This is a genomic window from Kitasatospora sp. NBC_00039, assembly GCF_045160625.1.
In the GTDB taxonomy this organism is placed as follows: Bacteria; Actinomycetota; Actinomycetes; order Streptomycetales; family Streptomycetaceae; genus Kitasatospora.
On record NZ_CP108289.1, the window covers coordinates 145,941 to 162,072 of the forward strand.

Here is a 16,132-nt window from a genome sequence, read left to right on the forward strand (position 1 = left end):
TGGTCATGGTGACCGCCTTCGTTTCGGCCGGCATGGTGGGCGGGAGTTCGCCTTGGCAACCCGCGGGCTCACGGCGCCGGCCCCGTACGCTCAGGTCCTGGCGATGCGGGGACGGATGTCGCGGTAGGCGTCGGCTGCGCCATGGATGAGCGCGGCCGCGATCACGGCGGCGCCCCACAGTCCCCCGGCGGCCGTCGGCGCGTCGGCCGGGAGCAGCGCGGCGAGGGGAAGCAGACACGTCACGAGGAGGAGTGGGGCGGTGGGGTGAACCGCACGCGGGAACGAGGCGGCGTCGCGCTGGTGGCGCTGTGTCAGGTGGACGGCCGAGGCGGTGGCTGTCAGCACCTGAACGGCGATGAGCGTTCAGACAGCGGTCAGAGGTGCGGTGTTCACGAGCGGTCACCTCGGTCGCGGGCCGCGTCGGTGGCGGTCCGCGCGGGCGAGGACGGCCAGCAGGATCGTGATCCCGAGGAGGACCCCGGACACGATCGCGGCCTGCACGATGCCGGGCATGGAGGCCATCAGGTGCTCCCGTGGGTGTGCGGCTGGCGCGGGCGGCCTCGAAGATCGGAGGCGTCTTTTGTGGTGCCGTGTCCGGGTGGAGTGCTGTGGCGGCGCGGGCGGGGCCAGAACGCCGGTGTGCGGGCCGCGTAGGTGTCCCAGGCGGGGCCGAACTCGGCGGCGACTTCCCGTTCTTCGCTGCGGGCGAGGCGCGCGTAGACGTACACGAGGATCGGGAACATGGCGAGGGTGGGGATGGTGGGCCACTGCAGCAGGAAGCCGTCGTACTGCGGGTGCCGCACCCGCGCGTAGGGGCCGGTGGTCGCCAGGCGGTGGCGCTGGGCGGCTTGGTGCAGCACCCGCCATGCGGCGGCGATCAGCCAGAACCCGGCGCCGATGGCCACGTAGCTGGCCAGGTGGAAGGGGCTCAGGTGCCGGTCGCCGGTCCAGCCGACGAGGTCGTTCCACAGGTGCCGGCCGGCGTGGGTGTCCTTGAGTAGCGGGAAGCTGGAGCCGAGCCAGCTGCCCAGCAGGTAGATGGTGAGCGGGATGCCGTACATCTCGGTGAACAGGGGTTCTTTGTTCGTCATGGCGGGCTCCCAAGGTCCGCGAGCCGCACACCGCTGTTCGGCGTGTGTGCTCATGGTCTGGCGGTGTCACGCAGGGCGCCCAGGCGCTTGCGGTACTCCTCGTCCTCGATCTCGCCGCGGGCGAACCGCTCGCCGAGCAGTTGCTCGGCCGTAAGCGCGGGACGGGCGGGCGGTGCCGGTGGCGTCGGGTGGATGTTCGAGCGGTCCAGCGCCCGGAACAGCAGCACGCCGCCTCCGATGATCAGCGCCGTGAAGAGCAGCATGGTCAGGCTCATCCCGAACCAGCCCCAGCCGCTCATACCGTGGTCGTTCCAGTACATCATCACGGTCACCTCCCCACGTTCTCGTCCTCTGCCGGCCGGGGCTGTTGCTTCGGCCTCAGCTTCACTCTCCTCCTTGAGCCAGCGGCAGGCCCGGGCCGTCACTCCGAAGGGCCCCTTCCCCACGGGCGAAGGGGAGAGCGACAGTGGAAGGACCAAGCCGGGCCGGAGGTGGAGCGTCATGGGTGTCGCCGACGCGGTGGTGGTCGTGGTCGCCGTCGCCCTGACCGCCGGTCTGGGCTGGTTCTTCCTCGGCCCGCGCCGCATCCATGCCGCACGGCTGGAGGGCCGGGCGCAGCGGGTGGACGTGACGGTGCGCGGCGGCTACCGGCCGGATGTCATCCGCCTGCGCCAGGGCGTGCCCGCGGAGCTGGTCTTCGACCGGCAGGAGAGCGGCGAGTGCACCTCCCGGGTCGTCTTCCCGGACCTGCGGGTGAGTGCGGCGCTGCCGGCGTTCAAGCGCACCACCGTCACGTTCGTGCCGGCGCAGGCGGGCTCGTTCGGTTTCGCCTGCGGAATGAACATGATCCACGGAACGCTCCTCGTCGAACCTGACGGCGACGGTAGCCCTCCCCTGGTGGCGCCCGCCGCCGAGCCTGCGAAGGACAGGACGGCGGAGACGGGCCCGGTCCCCACAGCGGCCGCCGCGGAGGAGGACGCGGAGGCGGCCGAGCGCCAGGTGGAGATCAAGGACCTGACCCGTCGGGTCGTCGTCGGTGCAGTGCTCACGGCGCCGGTGCTGTTCGCGGTGATGGCGCACGAGCTGTTCGGCGCGGACTGGTTGCCCGGCTGGATGCTGAACCATTGGCTGCAGCTGGCGCTGATCACCCCGGTGATGTTCTACACCGGCTGGCCGATCCACTCGACCGGCTGGCTGACCCTGCGTCATCGCGGTGCGGACATGAACTCGCTGATCACGCTGGGCACCAGCGCCGCGTACGGCTACAGCCTGCTGGTCACGCTCGTACCGAGCGCGCTGCCGATGGACGTGCGGGAGGTGTACTTCGAGGCGGTCGGGGTGATCCTCACCCTGATCCTGCTCGGACGCCTCCTGGAGGCCCGGGCCAAGGCCGGCACGGGCGAGGCGATCCGTGCCTTGCTCGGCCTCCAGGCCCGTACTGCCCGCGTGGTGCGCGGCGGCGTGGAGACGGAGATCCCCGTCGAGGACGTGACGGTCGGCGACGAGGTGATCATCCGGCCGGGCGAGAAGGTGCCGGTGGACGCCGAGGTGGTCTCCGGCTCGTCGGCGGTGGACGAGTCGATGGTCACCGGCGAGCCGATGCCCGTCACCAAGCACGCCGGGGACACGGTGATTGGCGCGACCGTCAATGGCACGGGATCGCTGCGGGTGCGGGCGAGCAAGGTCGGCGCGGACACGATGCTCGCGCAGATCATCCGCCTGGTCCGGCAGGCCCAGGCGTCCAAGGCGCCGATCCAGCGGCTCGCCGACGCGGTGTCCGCGTACTTCGTTCCGGCGGTGATCACTATCGCGACCGCCACGTTCGCGATCTGGTTCACGGTCGGACCGTCCCCGGCATTCACGCTCGCGCTGGTGTCGGCGGTGGCCGTGCTGATCATCGCCTGCCCGTGCGCACTCGGGCTGGCCACCCCGCTGTCGATCATGGTGGGCACGGGCAAGGGCGCCCAGGCGGGCATCCTGATCCGCTCCGCCGAGGCGCTGGAGACCGCACACAAGATCGACACTGTGGTCCTCGACAAGACCGGCACCGTCACGGCCGGTATGCCCGTCCTCACCGACACCCACGTCGTCGGAGACCTCGTCGAGAACGAACTGCTGCGGCTGGTCGCCGGCGCGGAGGCACCCAGCGAGCACCCGTTGGCCGCCGCCATCGTGGCCGGTGCCCGCGAGCGCGGCCTGATCGTCCCGGAATCCACCGTGTTCGACTCGGTCACCGGCAAGGGCGTGCAGGCCACCGTGGACGGGCATGCGGTGCTGGTCGGCAGCCGGCGTCTCCTCGCCGACGTCGGCATGGACACCGCGGACCTGGAGGAGATCGCCTCGGACCTCTCCGCCCAGGGCAAGACCCCCGTTCTTGCGGCTGTGGACGGGCGGCCGGCGGGGGGGCTGGCCGTCGCCGACACCGTCAAGCCGGATTCCGCCCAGGCGATCACCGCACTGCGGCAGCTGGGCGTCGACGTGGTGATGCTGACCGGTGACAACCGGCGCACTGCCGCCGCCATCGCGGCCGAGGTCGGCATCGGCCGGGTGCTGGCCGAGGTCCTGCCCGAGCATAAGGCCGACGAGATCCGCCGGCTCCAGGCGGAGGACCGCACGGTCGGCATGGTCGGCGACGGCATCAACGACGCCCCGGCGCTCGCCGCCGCCGACGTGGGACTGGCGATCGGCACCGGTACCGACGTGGCGATCGAGGCCGCCGACGTCACGCTCATCTCCGGCTCGCTGTCGGGGGTGGTCACCGCAATCCGGCTCTCCCGCGCCACCATGCGCAACATCCGTCAGAACCTGTTCTTCGCTCTCGTCTACAACGCCGTCGGCATCCCGATCGCCGCCGGCGTCCTCTACCCGCTGTGGGGCATCCGCCTCAGCCCGATCATCGCGGCCGCCGCGATGGCCCTGTCCTCGCTGTCCGTGGTCACCAACTCCAACCGGCTGCGCCGATGGCGCTCCGAGCCCCTGCCCACCGCGATGCCCGCGACCGTCGAAGCGGTCGAACCGCGGGTGGAGGTTCCCAACGATCGCCGCGACGTGCGGCCGCCAGCTGCTGCCGCACCCGGGACGGTCACGGACCCCGTGTGCGGCATGGCCATCGACCCCAGCGCCGCCGCCGAGACCCGCGAGGCGCCCGGCGGCCAGATGTTCTTCTGCTCCTCCGGGTGTGCCGCGGCGTACGACGCCGAGCCCGGCCGGTACACCGGACACGATCCGGCGCGCGGCGAAACCGATGACTGACCGCCAGACGGTCAGTGCTTGTGGCCGGCGCTGCCGTGCGGCGACTCGGCGGGTGCCGCGGGCTTGGAGGCCCCGCCGGCGGGCGGGGCGGGCGTGGCGGCCGGCGGGGCGCTCGGATCCGCCGCCGGGGCGGCGGGGCTTTCCTCCTGCGGGTGGCCGTGCCCGTCGGCGCCGTCGTCGTGGCCGCCTTCGGCGGGTGTGCCGGCCGCGACCTGCTGCAGGCCCACGTACCCGGCCGCGCTGAGGACGAGGACGACCGCGCCGAGGAGGCTGAAGATCCGGCGCAGCGGGCGGCGGGCCTCCTTGAGGGTGAAGGCGACGAAGGACAGCAGGAGGCCGGCCGGGATGAGCACGGCCGCGCGGTCGGGGAAGTCCTCGAAGTGCTGCATGCCGCCGCTGAGCATGCCGATGCCGAAGGACAGGCCGAACGAGGTTGCAAGGACGGCAGGCGCGCGTGGCTGGAAGCCTCGCAGCCGGAGGCTGTTGCCGACGAAGAAGACGGAGGAGAAGGCCATGGCGGCGCCGGCGATCATCGGGTTGAGCAGTCCGGCGGCGGCCAGCGGCAGGGCGGCGATGTTGTTGCCGAAGCCCCAGAACAGGTTGGACTTGATGGTGGCCAGGGTGCGGGGGGAGAGGCGGACGGCGTCGGCAGCCGCGCGCAGGTTGCCGCTCACCAGGGTGAGGTCGCTGGCTTCGATGGCGGCGGCGTCGTTGACGCCGTCGCCGACCATGGCGACGGTGCGGCCTTCGGCTTGCAGACGCCGGATGGTGGCGACCTTGTCCTCGGGGAGCACCCGGCGATGACCTGCTCGGCCGGGATGCCGACCTCGGCGGCGACCGCTTCGGCGACGGCCCGGTTGTCGCCGGTCAGGAGGATTGGGGTCAGGCCCCGGCCAGGTCCGGGCCGTAGCTGATCGACCCACCGCTCCCGTCTTGATTGCACGAGGTGTCCGCTCGGTCGGGGCTGTGGGGGACTACGGGCGGGTGGCAGTAACCAGCCAGGCGGCGGTGCGAAGATGAACGCCCGTCGACTGCTCGTATCCGGCCAGGGCGGTGGTCAGTGCAGCCCGCATCCGGCTGGCGCCGGTCCGCTCGTCGCTGCCGGCGGGGTCGAGGAGGTTTGCCAGGTGCCGGACGGGCCCCGATCCGAGCAGGTGGTCGGCGGCGTCCTCGATATTCCGGCCGAATCGTCCGGGGGCCTCGACGGGTTCGATGCGCACATCGGTGAAGGTGGCCGCGCCCAGGACCTGGCGGATCACCGTGGGGTCGGCGAGCGAGAACATGCCGGGGCCGGAGGGTGTGCTGCCGTCCTGCGGCGGAAGCGGCAGGGTGGAACGCACCGCTTCGAACACGTGCACCCAGTCGGTGCGAGCCGGGTCGGCCATGCAGACGAAGGCGATCCGGCCGCCGGGGCGAAGGGCCCGCGCGATGTTGCCGAACGCGGCAACCGGGTCCTCGAAGAACATGATCCCGAAGCGGCTGATCGCCACGTCGAACCCGGCGGTCGGCAGCGGGTGGACCTGGGCGTCACCCTGCTCGAACGCGATCCGCTCCAGGCACTCCTCCGCCGCCAGCGCGCGGGCGCGGGCGAGCATCGGGCCGGAGAGGTCGAGGCCCAGGACCGAGCCTCCGGCGGCGGCCCTGGCGGCGAGCCGGGTGGTCTGGCCGGCGCCGCAGCCCACGTCCAGCACGCGCTCCTGCGGGTCGATCGCGGCCGCCCCCAGCAGCAGCGGGTTGAACCCCTCGTTCACCGCGTTCCATCGGTCGTCGTGATCGCTCCAGTGCCGGCCCTCCTCCCCGTTCCATGCCTCGAACTGCTGGGAGTTGACGAGCTGGCGCATGGTGTCGCTCCTGTCGGAAAGCTAGTATGGGCGTCTGCCCATATGAAAGTATGGGCAGACGCCCATGCGCGCAAGCCCCCGATCCGGAGAACCTGATGTCACCACGCGGCGTAGCCATCCCCGACGTACGGGAACGGCTCTTCGCAGCAGCCGAACGCGTCCTCGCCCGAGAGGGGACTGCCGGGCTGACCAACCGTGCCGTCACCGAGGAGGCGGACTGCGCGAAGGGCCTGCTGTACAACCACTTCGCCGACCTCGACGACTTCGTCGCCCAGCTCGTCCTGGACCGGTTCGAGCGGATCGCCGCCGAGGTCGACCCCCTACCCGAGAAGGCCGGACGCGGCGACGTGCGGGAGAACCTGACCCGCGCCGCGCTCGCCCTGCTCGGTGCCAACGGCCCGGCGATCACGGCGGCGGCGATGTCCCGCCAGGGCGTCGTGCAGCGGGTGAGGCAGGCGTGGAAGGCCGGCGCTCCCGGCCCGAGCGCGGTCGAGGGCGCGCTCGCCCGCTACCTGGAGGCCGAACAGCGACTCGGGCGGGTCGCCGCGCACGCCGACTGCGCGATGCTCGCGCTCGCCCTCGCGGGAACGGTCCACCACCTGCTCATGCACGGCAGCGCCCAGTCCGAGGACAACCCCCAACTGCTCAGCCGCCTCGTCGCCGCGCTTGTCGCCACACCTGATCCCGATCTCTCCGCTTGAACGGCGGCCCGGGTGCGCCCGGACGTTCGCGCAGCATGGGACTGGGCATCGTAAGACGGCCCGGCCAGCGCCGTGGGTTCATCTCGGATCCGGCCGGTGGGCCGGTGTCGATCAGGCCGGCTTCGAGATGCGCGATGCGTCGTTCGGCGACTGCCAGCGGTGTGGTCATCCCGACTGGCTTCCAAGCCCTGGTTCCAATCCTCGTGGCCAGGTCCCACATAACTGTTGCGGCTAACTCCGTGGTCACACCGGATGTGAAGCCCGGCCAACTGGCTCGCTAACTGGCTAACTGGCCAACCAGGAGTTGAGGCACACCTGGCTGAGCCGCGGCCTACGACGCAGACCCGACCGCTACCGGCGCGGGGCGGCGCGCGGCGGCCGGGAGCACTGACGCCGGCCCCCGGCGCGGGCGGCTGTCCGTCAGTGGTGGTGGCCGGGGCTGCCGTGCGGAGGAACGCTCGGCGACGCCGTCGAGGCGGCGGGAGTCGGCGCCGCAGCGGATGCCGTCGGCGCCGCCGATGCGGCCGTGTCCGGCTCGGCGGCCGGCAACGACGGGGCCTCGTCGTGCTGGTGGTCGTGCCCGTCCGCTTCCTCGCCGTGCTCGTCTGCGGTCTGGCCGTGGTGGTGGCCGCCGGACTTGGCGGGCATGCCAGCGGCGACCTGGCGCAGCCCCGCGTATCCGGCGACGCTGATCACGAGTACGGCGATACCGAGCGGGCCGAAGATCCGGCGCAGCGGACGGCGGGCCTCCTTGAGTGGCTTTGCTCACGAGAACGGACAACAGATGTTCACCACTTCGGGAGGCACCGACTGCGTCGAGTATTCGAACGGTGATGCTCTACGCCATGGTGGAGTTCGGCTCAACAGGGCTGAGTAAACGTGTTGGCCGGTCCACCGCGAAGCTGCGACGATGCCCGCTGCTTCTCTAGCGGAGGACATTTGTTCGTTTTTGTGTGTGCTGGGTGCGGCTCCGAGCTGACCACCCCGCTGTCCCAGGTCGCACTGCCGGTCCACGCCCATCAGCAGTACGGGAACGGCGTCCAGCTTCCGGTGCTCATGGACTCGGGCACGTTCGCCGTGGACCCGGAGCCCTCGGGGCCGCCCTGCGGAGGTGGGAGGAGACCGATCCGGACGAGGCGACGGCCCGTGGCATCTACGCGCCTGTCTACGCCCTCAGCGACGGCGCACCGGGCGCGATCGTCCTCGCACCCGGCGACGCCTGCGGCACGGTGCTGATCCCGGAGAGGCGCGGCGGAGGCTCGTGCTGCGGCCTTGATGGGTCGGACGGTCCCAACATGGCGTGCACGGCATGCGGTCTGCCCGTAGCACGCCGGATCGACGACTGCTCTCTGTGGCAAGCCGTATGGCTCGCCCCGGACGCCGTGTGCCGTCTCCCTGTAGAGGGGGCCGTCGCCGCGCCGCCTTCCTGGAAGGAGCTGATGGAGCAAAGCCTGGGAACGCCGCCGTTCGAGCCGATTTCCACATGGGGATCACAGCGAGGGACGAGCCACTACTGGTCATGGAGCCCACAGTGGGAGGCGGCAGCCGGCCTGGCGCTCGCGCACCTGCTGGCAGCCTCGCAAGGCGGACCGGTGACCGTCCCTGACTGCCTGGCCAAGGCGGTGTTCCAACGTGCCCTCGACGCCCTGCTGCCCGCCGGGCCATCGGTGCGGCGCGCCGTCCTGACTGGACCGGGACGCCCCACTCCCGGAGCGGAAGCTGACATCCTGATCGTCCCGATCCATCCGCAGACCGGGGAAGTCTGGGCTCCGGCCAGTTCGGCGTACCGGGTGCCGCTGCCGTTCGGGGTGTGGCGGTCGATGGTCTCCCCCGAGCCCGGCCTCCCCGTTCCCACGACGGGCAGCCTGCCTGACGGCGTCCTCCGTGACGACTTCGACGCGCCCGCGATGCGCCCCAATCGCCTGTTTCGGGCCGACCCCAGAGTGTTCCAGCACACCCTGGTCCGGCTGCCAGCCGTCCGCAGCCCGTGGCTCCGCGACGTAGCCGAGAACCTCACGCAGCACATGCTCGCCGGTCTCTTCTAACCGACCGACCGAGGGCATCGACACCCTTTCCGAGACTGCCGCAATCGAACGGGGCCGGGCAGAGGTGCCTCCCGAAGTGGTGAACATCTGCTGTCCGTTCTCGTGAACAAAGCCACCGACCAAGACGCAGAGCTCGGAACGGCGCATCGCCCTGCCCACGCCCTGCCTGCGCTCCCTCGAACAGCACCGCACCCGGCAACGTCATGAACGCCATGCGGCGGGGACGGGCTGGAAGTCGAGCGGCTACGTCTTCACCCGGCCCGACGGCTCCCCGATCGAAGGAGCCACCCTCACCCGTCACTTCAACACCCTGCTCCGCCGGGCCACGCTCCGCCGCATCCGTTTCCATGACCTCCGACACTCGGCGGCCACCCTCCTCCTGGAACAGGGCGTCGAACTCGTCGTCATCAAGGAGTTGTTGGGCCATGCCCACATCGGCGTGACCGCAACGGTGTACGCCCACGTCCGGCTCCGCCTCCAGCGCGACGCCATCGACCTCCTCGGCAACGCCCTCCGCGACCCCGCCCAGCCAGACGACGGCGACGATCCACCGCTTTGTGCAGCACCCGTCCGCTGACGTTGCCGTCCAACTACTGCCGTCAAGACGGCGAAATCCCCCGCCGGAATCCGTTCCGACGGGGGATTTCGCTATTCCATCTCAACTCAAGAGGAATCGCCTTGAAAGCGGCCAACAATTCTTCTCACAACCCGCACTCCGAGCCGGCCATCGGTCTATCACTCGATCACATCGAGAGCTATCCGATTATTTCCTACATCGAGCGTGCAAAGGTTTCCACTTCCTCCAGCAGGGATGCTTCCCTCTCGGATTTTGGAGAAATCACAACCCCTCCGCGCCCCAACATTACGAGAGATGCGAGTAGCACGCCTCGCATTAGATCATGCTGAACTGGGTGCCGTGTCGAGCCGTAGCAGTCGAGCAAGCCCTCGACGAACTGTCGAAATACCTGAACGTCTACGGCGCACGTATCATCATCCGACGGCGTCAAGCCAGTCGGGCGCTGGACCAGCTCTGCCGCACTCTCCGCGAAGGACAGGTACCACTTTCCAATGCGGAGAGATGGATCCCATACGGTCTCGCCGGCAACCTCGAAATAATAGCTCATTGAGCAAACTCCAGCCTGATATCCACGCCAGGATTCGCCTGCCTCAGATTATCGATGTGTGATTCAAGTGCAGATCGGAAGCGAGGGTCAATCGAGGGATTGGTCAGCCGGAAACCGATGGGAGCATTTTCATATCCAGGCATGTGTTGGCGAGCCTCGATATACTTCTTCAGCTTTCCGTCAATCTGCTTAGAAATCCAGCCGTCATCGCCATACAGTGCGCTCTTCTCTTCCCAGAGCACACCCCCGCCGACGTGATCAATATCAGTGATCCTATTTCCGGTCTCTGGATGATACACGTCATAATCCCGCTCACCCTCAAGCAGCCCACAGCCCGGTCCAGTGTTATGCACGAGAACCGGCGTGGTCCCTGCCAGTACATAGTACGTGTGACGGTTGTCGACCGTCAGATTGTACATATTCTGCAGGCCTCGAATGGCATGCAGTGCTACGACCTGGGCGCTCTGTCCGGATGGCGTCTTGAGGTGATGGCCTTGGGGGAGCAGCCCTGCAGGCCCCACTCCTGGGTGGTGTCATCCCAGAAGGGATGGTTCATCGTAGTGTGAATAGTTACTTGCTCGCCCGACTCGGCTCGAATCGAAATATCGACCAGATTGGAGTCATTGTGTACCCAAGTAGCCGCGACTTGCTCGGGCCCCTGGTTGGTGACATCGTTCTGATCAGCAGCGAGGACTTCGTCGCCTATGGCGACATCGGAGATTGGCTTCGTGCTGCCGTCTGCCATCAGCACTTCAGTTTCGGGGGTGAAGCTGCAGTGCGCTCCTCGTGTCAGGGCGAACCGCGACCTAGCGGCTGCAGCGGCTTCAGCCTGACTTTTGATCAGTGATTCTTCGGCGCCAATCGGCCCAAGCGCAGCCCCGCCGGCTTCGTATCCGGCATCCTCGCCGGATTTGAATCTGAAGGATTTGGGATTTGCTCCATGGTTCTTTGCAAAGTTGCGAACCATATCGGAACCTCCCTTGCAGTCATCAGTGAACCAGCAGCCTGGATTTACAACGTTCTCGACGTCTTCCGCGAACTGCGCGGTCCCGATGACGATTCCCCAGCCCAGGTCAGCGAGGGACCCTCCTTCAGTTCCGCCACCGGATGACCCCGTTCCGCACGGATCCTTCAGAACGTATGTGCAGTGGTTACCGCCGCCTGGCTTGCAGAAGGCTCCGGTGCATGGCGGGGACGCACATGATTCCGCCACGCCGCCGGCCGGCGCCTCACAGGCACCCGCCGACCCGGCGGCGGCGTCCGCGCCGCCGTGCACCGTCAAGGACGTCGCCATCAACGCCACCCTCCAGAGCGGCCCGCCCTACACCCACATCGTCCTGACCGCGAAGAACACCACCGGCCACAGCTGCCGGCTCAACGAGTACCCGCAGATCCAGTTCCTCGAAAGCCACCGCGAGAACGTCCCCGCCGTGGCCAAGAGCAAGCCCGCCGCCCCCGTCGTCCTCACCGCCGGCGCCCCCGCCTACGCCCTCGTGAAACTCTCCAACGACGGCGTCCACGAGAACAACGAGCCCGTGACCGCCTTCTCCGTCACCCTGCGCGGCAGCAGCGGCCAGGCCACCGTCAAGGCACCCGGCGCCGAAGGCATCGCCGTCGACCCGGCCGCCTGGGCCACCGGCTACTGGACGCCCGAGCTGCGCAACGGAGCCGACGACTTCTAGAGCAAGCGAGCTACCTCAATTCACCCCGGCTCTCCCCCGGCCTCTTCTACGCCAGCGCGGCGACCTGGCCATCTTCAGGCAGGCCGACGGTGCCAACGCTCTCCTGCACCGCGGTGACGCCACCGACCGAGTCCGGCAGCCACAGCTCCGCGCTGCGCGGCCGCGCGGCCGAACCCCGCCCGGACGCGGTCACCACAACCTGCCGCCCAGTCAGCTCCCATGCCCCTCCCCCAGCCCCGACCAGGCCCTGGCCGTCACCTCCAGGCGCAGCTGTGCGCCGGGCCAGGGTCCGGGGGTGAGGAGGACGGTGCCGTTGCGGCGCAGTTGGGCGGCGAGGCGTTCGAGGGCGCGTGGCGCGAGGCCGGTGGGTGGGGCGGCGAGGACGACGGGGCAGGCGGCGGCGAGCGCGGTGACCACCTCCGCGTAGTGGTCGCCGGGGTGGTCGGCCACGACAAGGCGGGCCAGGTCGAGGCCGTAGCCGGCGGCCGCGGCCAACCCCAAGTCCGGGAGCCCGTCGGCCGCCGTCCAGGCGTAGCGGTCCACCGTCGCCGGCCCGGCAGCGAGCGCCAGGAGCAAGCCCATGTCGGTGGCCTCGGTGACCGTGCCCTTGGCCAGCCCCCCGTGCGGGACCAGCAGGTGCAGCGATTCCAGGACCGGCAGGACGGTGGCCTGGGCCTGGCGGGCGCGGGTGGCCGGGGAGGTCGCCTACAGGAGGCCGGCGAGCCGTTCCCGGCGGCCGGAGACTCTTGAGGCCGGTGTGACCGTGGTGGGCCGATCGATGCCGTGGGCCCACCTGTGGGCGGACACGCTCCGGACGGGTGACAATGCCCGGCCGATCGAGCGGGTGTCGGTATCCCTGGATGTGAGAGTCGGCCAGAACAGCGCGGTTACGCGCGCAGGGTCGATGACTGGCGACCTGAAAGGACGCTTCATGACCGTGACCAATGTGGACGTGCTGGACGGACAGCAGCCGCCTCCTCCCGGCTGGATCAAGGACCCCACGGACCTGAACGCCGGTGCCGGCGGCGACTACCTGTACCTCACGTTCGAGCGGGACGGGACCATGCCTCCCGTCACCGATGTCTACATCCTCGACGACGGTGTCACCCCGCCGCCCATGTACGAGAAGATCGACGTCGACCTCAACAAGGGGGCCGGCGGGGACTACCTCTACCTCTGCTTCACGAGGCAACCCGGAAACCCCATCCTGGACTTCAAGGTGATCGCGTCCAGCGAAGCGAACCCCAACCCTCCGGCCGGCTACAAGCGCGCGCCCACGGACCTCAACAAGGGCGCCGGCGGAAAGTACATCTACCTCTGTTACAAGAACTAACTTGGCCTCCCGGCTGGGTGGAGTCCGCGTCAGCCGGAAGCGTCCTCAGTAGGGTCGGGGACTGGCGCGGTGGCTGTGGCTCCGTTTCCAGTCCCCGCCGCTTCAAACCGCGCACGCAGTTCTCCCGCACACGGCTTTCCGGCATCGTTCACCGGCTGGCATGCGCCGTTGCCCCCGCTGGTCTGAGGTTCCCCCGACGTGCGGAAGGTTGCCGGAGATGGCCTGATGGGCCATGAGAAGGGAGCCTCTGCCATGGCCGCACCGATGAAGTACCCGCCCGAGTTGCGACGGCGTGCGGTGGAGATGTACCGCACCGCCGACCCGAAGCCCGTGATCCGCAAGATGGCCCGCGACCTGGGCGTGCACCACGAGGCCCTGCGCAACTGGATCCGCCAGGACGAGGCGGACCGGGGCGAACGGGACGACCGGCTGACCACCGCGGAGAAGGAGGAACTGGCCGCTCTGCGCATGGAGAACGCCGAGCTCCGCCGGTCCTGCGAGATCCTCAAGGCCGCCTCGGTGCACTCAACCCGTCAGCGCAACATCCCAGGTGACGGAGGATGTGGCGCATGGCGAGGTTGGGTCGTCCGGGCATGTCGGACACACAGAAGCGAGAGTTGTGGGACCGCTGGAAGGCCGGTGAGTCGATCAGTGAGATCTCGCGGGCACTGGGCAGGCCGCCTGGATCGATCTTCACGATCATCAAGTCCAACGGCGGCTACGTTCCACCGGTCCGGCAACGGAGGCCGGGTCAACTGACCCTTCATGAGCGGGAGTCGATCTCGCGCGGTCTCGCTCGGGGCGACTCGATACGTGAGATAGCCCGCACCCTGGGTCGTGCCCCCTCGACCGTCAGCCGGGAGATCACCCGCAACAAGGGAGGCGCCCGCTACCGGGCTGTGGATGCCGAGGACCGCGCCTGGGACCGCGCCCGGCGCCGGCAACCGTGCCTGCTCGCCTCCAACGGGCCGCTTCGGGACTTCGTGGCTGAGAAGCTTGCCGAAGACTGGTCACCGGAGCAGATCTCCGGCCATCTGGCCAAGGTCTGCGCTGCCGGATCGGGGATGCGGGTGAGCCACGAGACGATCTACAAGTCCTTGTTCATCCAGGCCCGTGGCGTGCTCGCCAAGGAGCTCCAGAAGCATCTGAGGTCCGGCCGCCCGACGCGCCGCAACATTCACAACACCGTTACGGGGCAGTGGCGTTCGCAGATCAAGGAAGCGGTCTCGATCAGCGAGCGGCCTGCCGAGGCAGACGATCGCGCGATTCCGGGCCACTGGGAAGGCGACCTTCTCCTCGGTCGCGGGCTGACCCAGATCGCCACAGTCGTCGAACGCTCCACTCGGTTCACGGTCCTCGTCCAGCTCGACGGGCGGGACATGGCCACCGTCACCGCGAAATTGTCCGCCAAGATGCTCGATCTGCCCGTCGAGCTCAGGAAGTCTCTCACCTGGGACCGCGGGATGGAGCTGGCCGGACACAAGGACGTCACCGCCGCGACCGGCTTGAGCGTGTACTTCGCCGACCCGCGAAGCCCCTGGCAGCGCGGCACGAACGAGAACACCAACCGCCTGCTGCGTCAGTACATGCCCAAGGGCACGAGCATGGAGCACCTGACCCAGGAGGACCTCGACGCGATCGCCTTGAAGCTGAACACACGGCCCCGAAAGACCCTGGACTTCGACACGCCGGCCGATAGGCTGGAGCCCCTGTTGCGCTGACGGGTTGAGTGCACCTCGGCTTTTTTCGCCCAGGAGCTCGACCCGACCCGGCGACGGTACTGAAGCTCATCGACGAGCACCAGGACCGCTTCGGGGCCGAGCCCGTCCTCCGGGAACTGCACATCCCCGCCTCCACCTACTACCGCTGGCGCCGCGAGGCCGCCGAGCCGTGCGAGCGCAAGCGCCACGACGCCGAGCTGACCGAGCACATCCGCCGTATCCACGCCGACTCCGACGAGACCTACGGCTCCCCGCGCGTCCACGCCGTCCTGCGGCGCGAGGGCACCCGGGTCGGCCGAAAGCGAGTCGAACGCCTCATGCGCCAGGCCGGCATCCAGGGCGTCAGCCCGCGTCGGCCCCGCTCCTTCACCCGCCGCGACCCGGCGGACGACCTCGCCCCGGACCTGGTGCAGCGCGACTTCACCGCCGACGTGCCGAACCGGCTATGGGTGGCCGACATCTCGCTGATCCCGACCGGTGAGGGCCCGTGGTGGCTGGCCACGATCCGCGACGCCTTCTCCCGCCGGATCGTGGGCTGGCACACTTCGGAGCGGGCGGACGCCGACCTGGTCCTCACCGCCCTGGAGTACGCGCTGCACGGCCGGCCCGTCGAGCCCGGGAAGCTGATCCATCACAGCGATCACGGGTGTCAATACACGTCCATCAAGCTCACAACTCGACTGCTGAAGGCGGGAATCGAGCCGAGCATGGGAAGCGTGGGCGACTCGTTCGACAACGCTCTCGCGGAGAACTTCTGGAGCGTGCTGAAGACCGAGTGCGTGCGGCGCACGACCTTCGAGACCCGCACCGACGCCGACCTGGCCCTGTTCGCCTACATCGACGGCTGGTACAACACCCGCCGTATCCAGAAACGGCTCGGCTGGCTCAGCCCCGACGAGTACGAGGCGAAGTTCTACGCCGACCAGGCGACGGCCGAACCAGTGGCCGTCGAACCACCCACACCCATCCTGACCAGGTAATCAACGCCTCCCGCACAGCGGGGGAAGCTCACCCGGCTGACGGTCGAGGGGGCACGACCCAGGGTGCGGGCTATCTCACGTATCGAGTCGCCCCGAGCGAGACCGCGCGAGATCGACTCCCGCTCATGAAGGGTCAGTTGACCCGGCCTCCGTTGCCGGACCGGTGGAACGTAGCCGCCGTTGGACTTGATGATCGTGAAGATCGATCCAGGCGGCCTGCCCAGTGCCCGCGAGATCTCACTGATCGACTCACCGGCCTTCCAGCGGTCCCACAACTCTCGCTTCTGTGTGTCCGACATGCCCGGACGACCCAACCTCGCCATGCGCCACATCCTCCGTCACCTGGGATGTTGCGCTGACGG

At 69.1% G+C, this 16,132-nt stretch carries 17 protein-coding genes and 4 pseudogenes; 9 read left to right on the top strand and 12 right to left on the bottom strand.

Translation table 11 applies throughout. The features are described 5' to 3' along the window. Positions 1–90: 90 nt before the first annotated feature. The 4 genes from OG286_RS00865 to OG286_RS00880 are packed head-to-tail and all read right to left on the bottom strand — an operon-like array spanning position 91 to position 1,414. A complete protein-coding gene (locus OG286_RS00865) occupies positions 91–345 on the bottom strand; it encodes a hypothetical protein (protein WP_396325902.1) in 255 nt (84 codons plus the stop codon). A 54-nt stretch (positions 346–399) separates the two neighbouring features. Further along, a complete protein-coding gene (locus OG286_RS00870; protein WP_396325903.1) occupies positions 400–522 on the bottom strand; it encodes a hypothetical protein in 123 nt (40 codons plus the stop codon). Next, entirely contained in the window at positions 522–1,091 is a 570-nt protein-coding gene (locus OG286_RS00875) for a methyltransferase family protein (RefSeq protein WP_396325904.1), read from the bottom strand. Before OG286_RS00875 ends, OG286_RS00870 begins: the two co-directional genes overlap by 1 nt. 50 nt (positions 1,092–1,141) lie before the next feature. After that, the gene (locus OG286_RS00880) at positions 1,142–1,414 is read right to left on the bottom strand and encodes an SHOCT domain-containing protein (protein ID WP_405363908.1); all 273 of its coding nucleotides are present in this window, start codon (positions 1,412–1,414) and stop codon (positions 1,142–1,144) included. A 178-nt stretch (positions 1,415–1,592) separates the two neighbouring features. On the opposite strand from OG286_RS00880, the gene OG286_RS00885 reads away from it, so the two are divergent. Next, positions 1,593–4,343 (top strand): heavy metal translocating P-type ATPase, encoded by a 2,751-nt coding sequence (locus OG286_RS00885; RefSeq protein WP_396325905.1) that lies wholly within the window; start codon positions 1,593–1,595, stop codon positions 4,341–4,343. 458 nt (positions 4,344–4,801) lie between these two features. Here the strand turns inward: OG286_RS00885 and OG286_RS00890 are convergent. Then, positions 4,802–5,232 (bottom strand): annotated as a pseudogene (locus OG286_RS00890) (HAD-IC family P-type ATPase); the annotation flags it as partial. A gap of 85 nt (positions 5,233–5,317) precedes the next feature. Next, positions 5,318–6,184 (bottom strand): methyltransferase domain-containing protein, encoded by an 867-nt coding sequence (locus OG286_RS00895; RefSeq protein ID WP_405363536.1) that lies wholly within the window; start codon positions 6,182–6,184, stop codon positions 5,318–5,320. A 95-nt stretch (positions 6,185–6,279) separates the two neighbouring features. Between OG286_RS00895 and OG286_RS00900 the strand changes: the two genes are divergently transcribed. Continuing rightward, positions 6,280–6,885, top strand: coding sequence for a TetR/AcrR family transcriptional regulator (locus tag OG286_RS00900; protein ID WP_396325908.1), 606 nt, complete (start codon positions 6,280–6,282; stop codon positions 6,883–6,885). A 420-nt stretch (positions 6,886–7,305) separates the two neighbouring features. On the opposite strand, the gene OG286_RS00905 is transcribed toward OG286_RS00900, so the two are convergent. Further along, complete coding sequence (locus OG286_RS00905; protein WP_396325909.1) at positions 7,306–7,581, bottom strand: hypothetical protein; 276 nt, start codon at positions 7,579–7,581, stop codon at positions 7,306–7,308. A gap of 243 nt (positions 7,582–7,824) precedes the next feature. On the opposite strand from OG286_RS00905, the pseudogene OG286_RS00910 reads away from it, so the two are divergent. Next, a pseudogene (locus OG286_RS00910) lies at positions 7,825–8,930 on the top strand (hypothetical protein). 106 nt (positions 8,931–9,036) lie between these two features. Next, positions 9,037–9,507 (top strand): annotated as a pseudogene (locus tag OG286_RS00915) (tyrosine-type recombinase/integrase); the annotation flags it as partial. Positions 9,508–9,700: 193 nt separating this feature from the next. Here OG286_RS00915 and OG286_RS00920 read toward each other — a convergent pair. Genes OG286_RS00920 through OG286_RS00930 form a run of 3 tightly spaced genes read right to left on the bottom strand, consistent with a single transcriptional unit; the run spans position 9,701 to position 11,021 of the window. Then, on the bottom strand, positions 9,701–10,054 hold the full coding sequence (locus OG286_RS00920; protein WP_405363534.1) for a DUF6086 family protein: 354 nt from the start codon (positions 10,052–10,054) through the stop codon (positions 9,701–9,703). Then, positions 10,051–10,473, bottom strand: a complete 423-nt coding sequence (locus OG286_RS00925) for a hypothetical protein (RefSeq protein WP_396325911.1) — start codon at positions 10,471–10,473, stop codon at positions 10,051–10,053. The genes OG286_RS00920 and OG286_RS00925 overlap by 4 nt, the downstream gene beginning before the upstream one ends. A 29-nt stretch (positions 10,474–10,502) precedes the next feature. Next, positions 10,503–11,021, bottom strand: a complete 519-nt coding sequence (locus tag OG286_RS00930; protein ID WP_405363531.1) for a Hint domain-containing protein — start codon at positions 11,019–11,021, stop codon at positions 10,503–10,505. 214 nt (positions 11,022–11,235) lie between these two features. On the opposite strand from OG286_RS00930, the gene OG286_RS00935 reads away from it, so the two are divergent. After that, complete coding sequence (locus tag OG286_RS00935; protein ID WP_405363529.1) at positions 11,236–11,736, top strand: DUF4232 domain-containing protein; 501 nt, start codon at positions 11,236–11,238, stop codon at positions 11,734–11,736. Positions 11,737–11,946: 210 nt separating this feature from the next. Here OG286_RS00935 and OG286_RS00940 read toward each other — a convergent pair whose 3' ends face one another. Then, positions 11,947–12,318 carry a hypothetical protein gene (locus tag OG286_RS00940; protein WP_396325914.1) on the bottom strand — a complete coding sequence of 124 codons (372 nt, stop codon included), beginning with the start codon at positions 12,316–12,318 and terminating at the stop codon, positions 11,947–11,949. 349 nt (positions 12,319–12,667) lie between these two features. On the opposite strand from OG286_RS00940, the gene OG286_RS00945 reads away from it, so the two are divergent. The 4 genes and pseudogenes from OG286_RS00945 to OG286_RS00960 all read left to right on the top strand — a co-directional run bounded on the left by OG286_RS00945 (position 12,668) and on the right by OG286_RS00960 (position 15,770). Beyond that, positions 12,668–13,069: a hypothetical protein gene (locus OG286_RS00945; protein ID WP_396325915.1), complete on the top strand. Its 402-nt coding sequence runs from the start codon at positions 12,668–12,670 to the stop codon at positions 13,067–13,069. A gap of 264 nt (positions 13,070–13,333) precedes the next feature. Beyond that, positions 13,334–13,588, top strand: a pseudogene (locus OG286_RS00950) (transposase); the annotation flags it as partial. A gap of 50 nt (positions 13,589–13,638) precedes the next feature. Next, on the top strand, positions 13,639–14,790 hold the full coding sequence (locus tag OG286_RS00955; RefSeq protein ID WP_405363526.1) for an IS30 family transposase: 1,152 nt from the start codon (positions 13,639–13,641) through the stop codon (positions 14,788–14,790). Between the two features lie 8 nt (positions 14,791–14,798). Beyond that, positions 14,799–15,770 carry an IS3 family transposase gene (locus tag OG286_RS00960; RefSeq protein WP_396325151.1) on the top strand — a complete coding sequence of 324 codons (972 nt, stop codon included), beginning with the start codon at positions 14,799–14,801 and terminating at the stop codon, positions 15,768–15,770. Here the strand turns inward: OG286_RS00960 and OG286_RS00965 are convergent. Beyond that, complete coding sequence (locus OG286_RS00965; RefSeq protein ID WP_405364594.1) at positions 15,704–16,102, bottom strand: helix-turn-helix domain-containing protein; 399 nt, start codon at positions 16,100–16,102, stop codon at positions 15,704–15,706. The two genes, OG286_RS00960 and OG286_RS00965, sit on opposite strands and share 67 nt — an antisense overlap. Positions 16,103–16,132: the final 30 nt, after the last annotated feature.

What these genes read in the sequence shown, in the direction of transcription:
- OG286_RS00940 (WP_396325914.1), bottom strand. Translation starts at nt 12,318, where the DNA reads ATGGGCTTGCTCCTGGCGCTCGCTGCCGGGCCGGCGACGGTGGACCGC.
- OG286_RS00880 (WP_405363908.1), bottom strand. Translation starts at nt 1,414, where the DNA reads ATGATGTACTGGAACGACCACGGTATGAGCGGCTGGGGCTGGTTCGGG.
- OG286_RS00955 (WP_405363526.1), top strand. Translation starts at nt 13,639, where the DNA reads ATGGCGAGGTTGGGTCGTCCGGGCATGTCGGACACACAGAAGCGAGAG.
- OG286_RS00930 (WP_405363531.1), bottom strand. Translation starts at nt 11,021, where the DNA reads ATGGTTCGCAACTTTGCAAAGAACCATGGAGCAAATCCCAAATCCTTC.
- OG286_RS00945 (WP_396325915.1), top strand. Translation starts at nt 12,668, where the DNA reads ATGACCGTGACCAATGTGGACGTGCTGGACGGACAGCAGCCGCCTCCT.
- OG286_RS00925 (WP_396325911.1), bottom strand. Translation starts at nt 10,473, where the DNA reads ATGTACAATCTGACGGTCGACAACCGTCACACGTACTATGTACTGGCA.
- OG286_RS00920 (WP_405363534.1), bottom strand. Translation starts at nt 10,054, where the DNA reads ATGAGCTATTATTTCGAGGTTGCCGGCGAGACCGTATGGGATCCATCT.
- OG286_RS00965 (WP_405364594.1), bottom strand. Translation starts at nt 16,102, where the DNA reads ATGTGGCGCATGGCGAGGTTGGGTCGTCCGGGCATGTCGGACACACAG.
- OG286_RS00900 (WP_396325908.1), top strand. Translation starts at nt 6,280, where the DNA reads ATGTCACCACGCGGCGTAGCCATCCCCGACGTACGGGAACGGCTCTTC.
- OG286_RS00885 (WP_396325905.1), top strand. Translation starts at nt 1,593, where the DNA reads ATGGGTGTCGCCGACGCGGTGGTGGTCGTGGTCGCCGTCGCCCTGACC.
- OG286_RS00870 (WP_396325903.1), bottom strand. Translation starts at nt 522, where the DNA reads ATGGCCTCCATGCCCGGCATCGTGCAGGCCGCGATCGTGTCCGGGGTC.
- OG286_RS00875 (WP_396325904.1), bottom strand. Translation starts at nt 1,091, where the DNA reads ATGACGAACAAAGAACCCCTGTTCACCGAGATGTACGGCATCCCGCTC.
- OG286_RS00895 (WP_405363536.1), bottom strand. Translation starts at nt 6,184, where the DNA reads ATGCGCCAGCTCGTCAACTCCCAGCAGTTCGAGGCATGGAACGGGGAG.